This window comes from Pseudonocardia acidicola (genome assembly GCF_012911935.1).
Taxonomy (GTDB): domain Bacteria; phylum Actinomycetota; class Actinomycetes; order Mycobacteriales; family Pseudonocardiaceae; genus Pseudonocardia; species Pseudonocardia acidicola.
This window is the reverse complement of record NZ_JAAXLA010000141.1, coordinates 1-5,461: the sequence shown is the minus strand read 5'-3', so window position 1 is coordinate 5,461 and position 5,461 is coordinate 1. Positions and strand designations below refer to the sequence as shown.

The window sequence follows — 5,461 nt, the reverse complement described above, 5'->3', positions numbered from 1 at the left end:
GCTGACACCCAGCCCCCCACCACGCCCACCGGGCTGCACACCACGAGCGTGGCCGCCACCAGCGTCAGCCTCGCCTGGAACGCCGCCACCGACAACATCACCGTCACCGGCTACACCGTCTACCGCAACGGGGCGCCCATCACCACGACCAGCGCCGGCACCCTCGTCTACACCGACACCACGCCCACCGCCGGCACGACCTACACGTACACCGTCGACGCCTTCGACGGGGCCGGCAACCACTCCGCACCCTCACCCGGCCTGGCGGTCACCACCCCCGCCCGGTCCCCCACCTTCGTGCAGGGCGCCGCCGACTCACCGGGCACCCGGACGACCTCGGCCACCATCACGATGAAGGCGCCGGTCGCCCAGGGCGACCTGCTGGTCGGCTGGTTCGCGCAGTACGACGCGCCCGGTCAGGTCGGGGTCTCCGACCCCGTGAACGGCACCTGGACCCGCTCGGCGTCCGAGCACTTCACCAACGGTGGCGGCGACCTGGCGCTGTTCTACGTGCAGAACAGCCGGGCGGCGCCCGCCGGTCTGACGATCACGCTGTCCGCCGGCGCGGCGACCTACCTGCCCAGCGCCGCCGCCGAGTTCTCCGGGGTGGCGACCACGGGGGCGCTGGACCAGACCGCGGTCGGTGAGGGGGTCGGCACCGCGGCCGACTCGACCCCGACCTCCGCGACACCGGCGGGCGAACTCGTCGTCGGCGCGCTGATCACCGGGGGCCAGCCGCTCACGGTGACGCCGGGCAGCAGCGACGGGGTGCCGCTGACCATGGAGGTGTACAACGGCAGCAGGTCCGCTGATGTCGCCGCGGTGCTCTCGGGCGCCGCGGGCCGGCAGGACGCACCGTTCACCCTGGCCACCTCGATGGACTGGTACGCCGCCGTGGCCACCTTTCGCCCGGGTTCGTGATCAGCGATGAGGGGGTTTCCGCGCCGCCGGCTCGCGCTCGTCGCCCTCGCTGTCGCCGCCGCAGCGGTGGTCGCCGCCGGGGTCGTGGTAGCCGTGACGTCGGGGGCGCCCGGGCCAGGGAGCGGCGCGCCGCCCGCGCCGCCGGGCGCCGCGGCGAGCCCGTGCGGCCGGACCTCGACACCACCCGCGACCTATGCGCACGTCATCTGGATCTGGGACGAGAACTACTCGATCGACAAGATCATCGGTAATCCCGCGGCTCCCTACATCAACCAGTTGGCCGTGCAGTGCGGGCTGGCCACGAACTACTCCGGGCTCGACCATCCGAGCGCGACCGACTACGTCGCGGCGACCAGCGGTGCCATCCATGCCGGCCAGGGCGACTGCGTCCCTGCCCAGTGCCCGGATCCCGATCCTTCCCTGTTCGAAAAGGTTTCAAGCTGGAAGAGCTATTCGGAAGGCGAACCGACGAACTGCGATGGTGGCTACGACGGCAACGGCTACGACGTCAACCACAACCCGCCCGTCTACTACTCCCGCATCCGCGCCGCGTGCCTGACCCGGGCCGTCCCCCTGGGCAGCCCGACCGCCGGTGAGCTGGCCGACGACCTGGCGCGGAACACGCTGCCGCAGTTCGCGTTCATCGCGCCGAACCTCACCCACGACATGCACGACGGCACCATCTCCCAGGGCGACGCCTACCTCTCCCGACTCATCCCGGCCATCGTCGACAGCCCGGCGTACCGCGCGGGCGACACGGCCGTGTTCTTCACCTATGACGAGGGCGAGACGACCAACCGGCTCACGTTCATCGCCGTGGGCCCGTCCGTCCGCCCGGCGACCCGCGCCGCACAACCGTTCGACCATTACTCGTTGCTGCGCACCACTCAGGAGCTCCTCGGCGTCGGTCCGCTCCTGCAGAACGCCGCCGCGGCCGCCAGCATGCGCGCGGCGTTCAACCTCTGAGCACGCAATGCGACCGCATGAATACGATTGGTGAACCGCCGGATGAAACATCTGGCAATGGTGCGATAAAGCGCCGGAAGGCAGCCTACGGACTACCCCCGGAGGCACCCTGAGCAGCCCGGATGCAGTGCGTCGCAGCGACGTTCGGCCTATCACCCGACCGTCCGATCGCAAGTAGCAAAAATTGTCGAATAGACCCGTAACAAACCCACAATGGCCGTCGAGTATTCATCTGGAATTCATCGGCCCGAGAAGGCAAGAGCGGCATATCGGACGATTCACTGCAAGGGGGCCCATAGGTGACGTATTCGGGTGATTCACCGGCCAGAGGAAGCCACGCGGGAGCGACGTCGGTGGTGATCGGGGACGACAACCGGCTGTTCGTCGAGTCGCTGGCGCGACTGCTGATCCAGGAGAGCATCGCCGTCCGCGGGCTTGCGCACACCGCGGCCGAGACGGTCGCGGCCGTGCGGACGCAGCAGCCGGACATCTGCCTGGTCGACCGCGCGCTTCCCGACGTCGACGGCCTGGAGATCATCCCCGCGATCCTGGCCGTGGACCCCGACGTGAAGATCATCGTGCTGACCGCAGAGGGGGACGCCGGGGTCGTCGCCAGGGCGCTGCAGCACGGCGCCCTCGGCTACGTGCACAAGACCCGCGGCGTCGCCGTGCTCACCGAGTCGATCCGCCGGGTGCAGGCCGGCGAGATCGTGGTCGACGCGGTGCCCGGCTCGACCCGCCGCGCGCTCGGCGTCCCCGACGCCCAGCGGCTGGCTCGCCACCTGACCGCGCGCGAACGGGAGTGCCTGGCGTTGCTGGTCGAAGGGCTCGGGACCAAGGCGATGGCCCGCCGCCTCGGGGTGGCGACGACGACCGTGCGCAGCCACGTACAGGCCACGTTGACCAAGCTCGGCACCCACTCCCGCCTGGAGGCCGCCGCGCTCGCGGTCCGATACGACCTGGTGCCGCACGGCCCACGATCCGCGGTCCCCGATCCCGCGGCCAACCTCGCCCGGGCCCGGCTGGCCGCCCCCGACCGGCAGGCTCTGGACCGCGTGGTCTGAGCGCCGGCCGGGGCGCGATGCCGCAGCCCCGGCGGCGTTCCTGCCGGCCCCTCAGCGCCTTGTGACCGACGACAGCGCGGCCCAGATCAACCGCAGGTCCTGCCCGAACCGCCGGTCCCGCAGGTAGGCCCGGTCGAGTGCGAGCTTGGGGTGCAGGTGGTGGTGCACGTAGAACGCGTCGGCGTCCTCGACGCCGTCGAGCTCGCCGGACTGCTCGCCGGCGAAGAGCACCGCGCCAGGCCCGATGACACCCGGCCGCACGTCCAGCAGGGCACGTTCGGCCGCCGTGTAGTACGGCAGGAACCGGGGCACCTCCGGGCGCGGCCCGATCAGGGTCATGTCGCCCCGGATCAGGTTCATCAGCTGCGGGAGCTCGTCGAGGCGGGTGGCCCGCAACCAGCGGCCCACCCGTGTCACCCGCGGGTCGGCACGGCCGCTCACCGCCGGGCCCTGCCGGGCGGCGTCGACGACCATCGTGCGGAACTTCCAGATGGCGAAGTGCCGGCCGCCGCGGCCGACCCGCACCTGGCGGAAGAGCGCGGGCCCCGCGCTCGACGCTCGTACGACCAGCGCGATGGCGAGCAGGACCGGCGCGAGCAGCAGCGCGGCCGGGCCTGCCACCAGCAGGTCGGCGAGCCTGCGGGCCCGCGAGTCCATTCCGATCGGGGTCCGGGGGTCGCTCTCACGCGGCAGGGACATCAGCTCATCTCCCTCAGGACCTGGAAGGGTTCGACGGCCATCCGCCCCACGTGGCTCCCCCAGAACGCGGCCCGTTCCCGCAGCGCGCGCAGGGACCGCGGGTGCGGGTAGTCGCGCAGTTCGCTCGGGTAGCAGGCCATCGCGGCGAGCTTGGTCTCCACTGTCTCTGTGACGTCGACGAACAGCCCCGGGGTGAACGCGCCGCCGTCCAGCGGCCACGCCCACTCGGTCGACGACGGTGTCTCGAACACCGCGAAGCGGCGTAGCCCCGGCAGCACGTAGGGCCGGCAGGCGGTCCACGCGGCGCGGGACACGATCCCGTGGTCGAGATTCACATCGCCCGGGAAGTGGGTGTAGACGACCTGCGGGCGCAGCTCGTCGAGCACGCTCTCGAGGGCCTGGGTCACCTCCACCAGCGCGACGGTGTCCAGGCGCTGGTCGGGCAGCGAGCACGCGCGCACCGAGGCCAGCCCCAGCACCTCGGCCGCCTGCTTCGACGCGTCTGCGAGCACCCCGACCATGGCGCCGTCGTAGCGGCTCGTGGCGCCCTCGGCCATGATCACCGCGTGCACCCCGTCCCCGGCCCGCACGTGCTTGGCCAGGGTCGCGCCCGCACCGAGCAGCTCGTCGTCGGGGTGGGCGGCGACGATCACGACGGTGCTCACGACCGCACCTCCGCCGGCCGGGGCCCGAAGCCGAGCGCCCAGCGGGACACCTCCGGTGCCACGGCGTCGAACCGGGTGCCCGCCCCGACGCCCGCGGCACGGCACCAGTCCGCCGCGGATTGCGGTGGCTCCCCCGGATCCGACATCTGCGTGACGACGAGGTGCCCGTCCCCGGTCGAGACGTGCACCGCGTCGGCGTGCAGGCCGAGCACCGTCCCCGGTGGGGTCGGCGCAGCGCCGTTCGCGACCGGCGGCCTGCTGCGCCAGACCATCACGCGGCGGCCGGTCACCGTGGTGAACGCCCCCGGGTAGGGCAGCGTGAGCGCCCGCACCCAGTCGTGCAGCGCCGCGGCCGGGCGCGACCAGTCGATCACTCCCATCTCCGGGGTCCGCTTCGGCAGCACGTCACCCTCGTCGGGGGCCTGCGGGCAGCGCGGCGCGGTCCCCGCCAGCAGCGCGGGCAGGTGGTAGGTGAGCATGTCGACGCCGGCCAACGCGACCCGCTCGTAGAGCGTGGCGCAGGTGTCGTCGGGACCGATCGACACCGCCCGCTGATCGACGATGTCCCCGGTGTCGGCGCCCGGGTCGAGCATCATCATCGTGTTGCCGGTGAGCGTCTCCCCGCGCAGGATCGCCCAGTTCACCGGGGCGCGGCCGCGGTGCTCGGGCAGCAGCGAGGCGTGGAACCCGACGCAGCCCCGGCGGGGTACGGCGAGCAGCGGCCCGCCGATCAGCCGGGTCCAGCCGACGACCACCAGCAGGTCGGGGTCGGTCTCCCGGATGGCCCCCACCACGTGCGGCGCGTTGACGTCGGCGGCCCGCAGCACCTCGGCCCCGGCGGCCCGGGCCGGGGTGGCCAGGTCGACGGCGCCGGAGCGCCGCGCCGCCGGGCCGGCCCCGGCGTCCGGCGCGGTCACCACCAGCACCACGCGCGCGACCGGGGAGGCGAGCAGCGCGTCCAGGGCCGGTCGCGCCTCGTGCACCGCGCCGATGAACACGACACGGCCGACGACGGGCCGCAAGGATCTGACATTGGACACGGTGTTGTCCTCCTGGAGCTGTCTCTTATACACAGCTGACGCTGCCGACGATCGCCATCGTGTAGATCTCGGTGGTCGCCCGGTCAATAAAAAAAAAAAAAAAAGG

Annotated in this window: 6 protein-coding genes; 3 read left to right on the top strand and 3 right to left on the bottom strand. The window is 72.3% G+C overall.

Going from position 1 to position 5,461, the window contains the following annotated elements:
- The 3 genes from HF526_RS34090 to HF526_RS37240 all read left to right on the top strand — a co-directional run.
- Positions 1-921 (top strand): fibronectin type III domain-containing protein (locus HF526_RS34090; RefSeq protein ID WP_420821683.1); only part of this gene is annotated, 921 nt, incomplete at its 5' end.
- Between the two features lie 6 nt (positions 922-927).
- Positions 928-1,887: an alkaline phosphatase family protein gene (locus HF526_RS34085; protein ID WP_169385776.1), complete on the top strand. Its 960-nt coding sequence runs from the start codon at positions 928-930 to the stop codon at positions 1,885-1,887.
- 353 nt (positions 1,888-2,240) lie between these two features.
- On the top strand, positions 2,241-2,951 hold the full coding sequence (locus tag HF526_RS37240; protein WP_169385775.1) for a response regulator: 711 nt from the start codon (positions 2,241-2,243) through the stop codon (positions 2,949-2,951).
- A gap of 51 nt (positions 2,952-3,002) precedes the next feature.
- Here the strand turns inward: HF526_RS37240 and HF526_RS34075 are convergent, their stop codons facing one another.
- From HF526_RS34075 to HF526_RS34065, 3 genes are read right to left on the bottom strand one after another with little or no spacing between them, the layout of a single operon-like run.
- Positions 3,003-3,650, bottom strand: a complete 648-nt coding sequence (locus HF526_RS34075; RefSeq protein ID WP_169385774.1) for a sugar transferase — start codon at positions 3,648-3,650, stop codon at positions 3,003-3,005.
- On the bottom strand, positions 3,650-4,315 hold the full coding sequence (locus HF526_RS34070) for a PIG-L family deacetylase (RefSeq protein ID WP_169385773.1): 666 nt from the start codon (positions 4,313-4,315) through the stop codon (positions 3,650-3,652). The genes HF526_RS34075 and HF526_RS34070 overlap by 1 nt, the downstream gene beginning before the upstream one ends.
- Positions 4,312-5,355, bottom strand: coding sequence for a formyltransferase family protein (locus HF526_RS34065; RefSeq protein ID WP_169385772.1), 1,044 nt, complete (start codon positions 5,353-5,355; stop codon positions 4,312-4,314). Before HF526_RS34065 ends, HF526_RS34070 begins: the two co-directional genes overlap by 4 nt.
- Positions 5,356-5,461 lie beyond the last annotated feature (106 nt).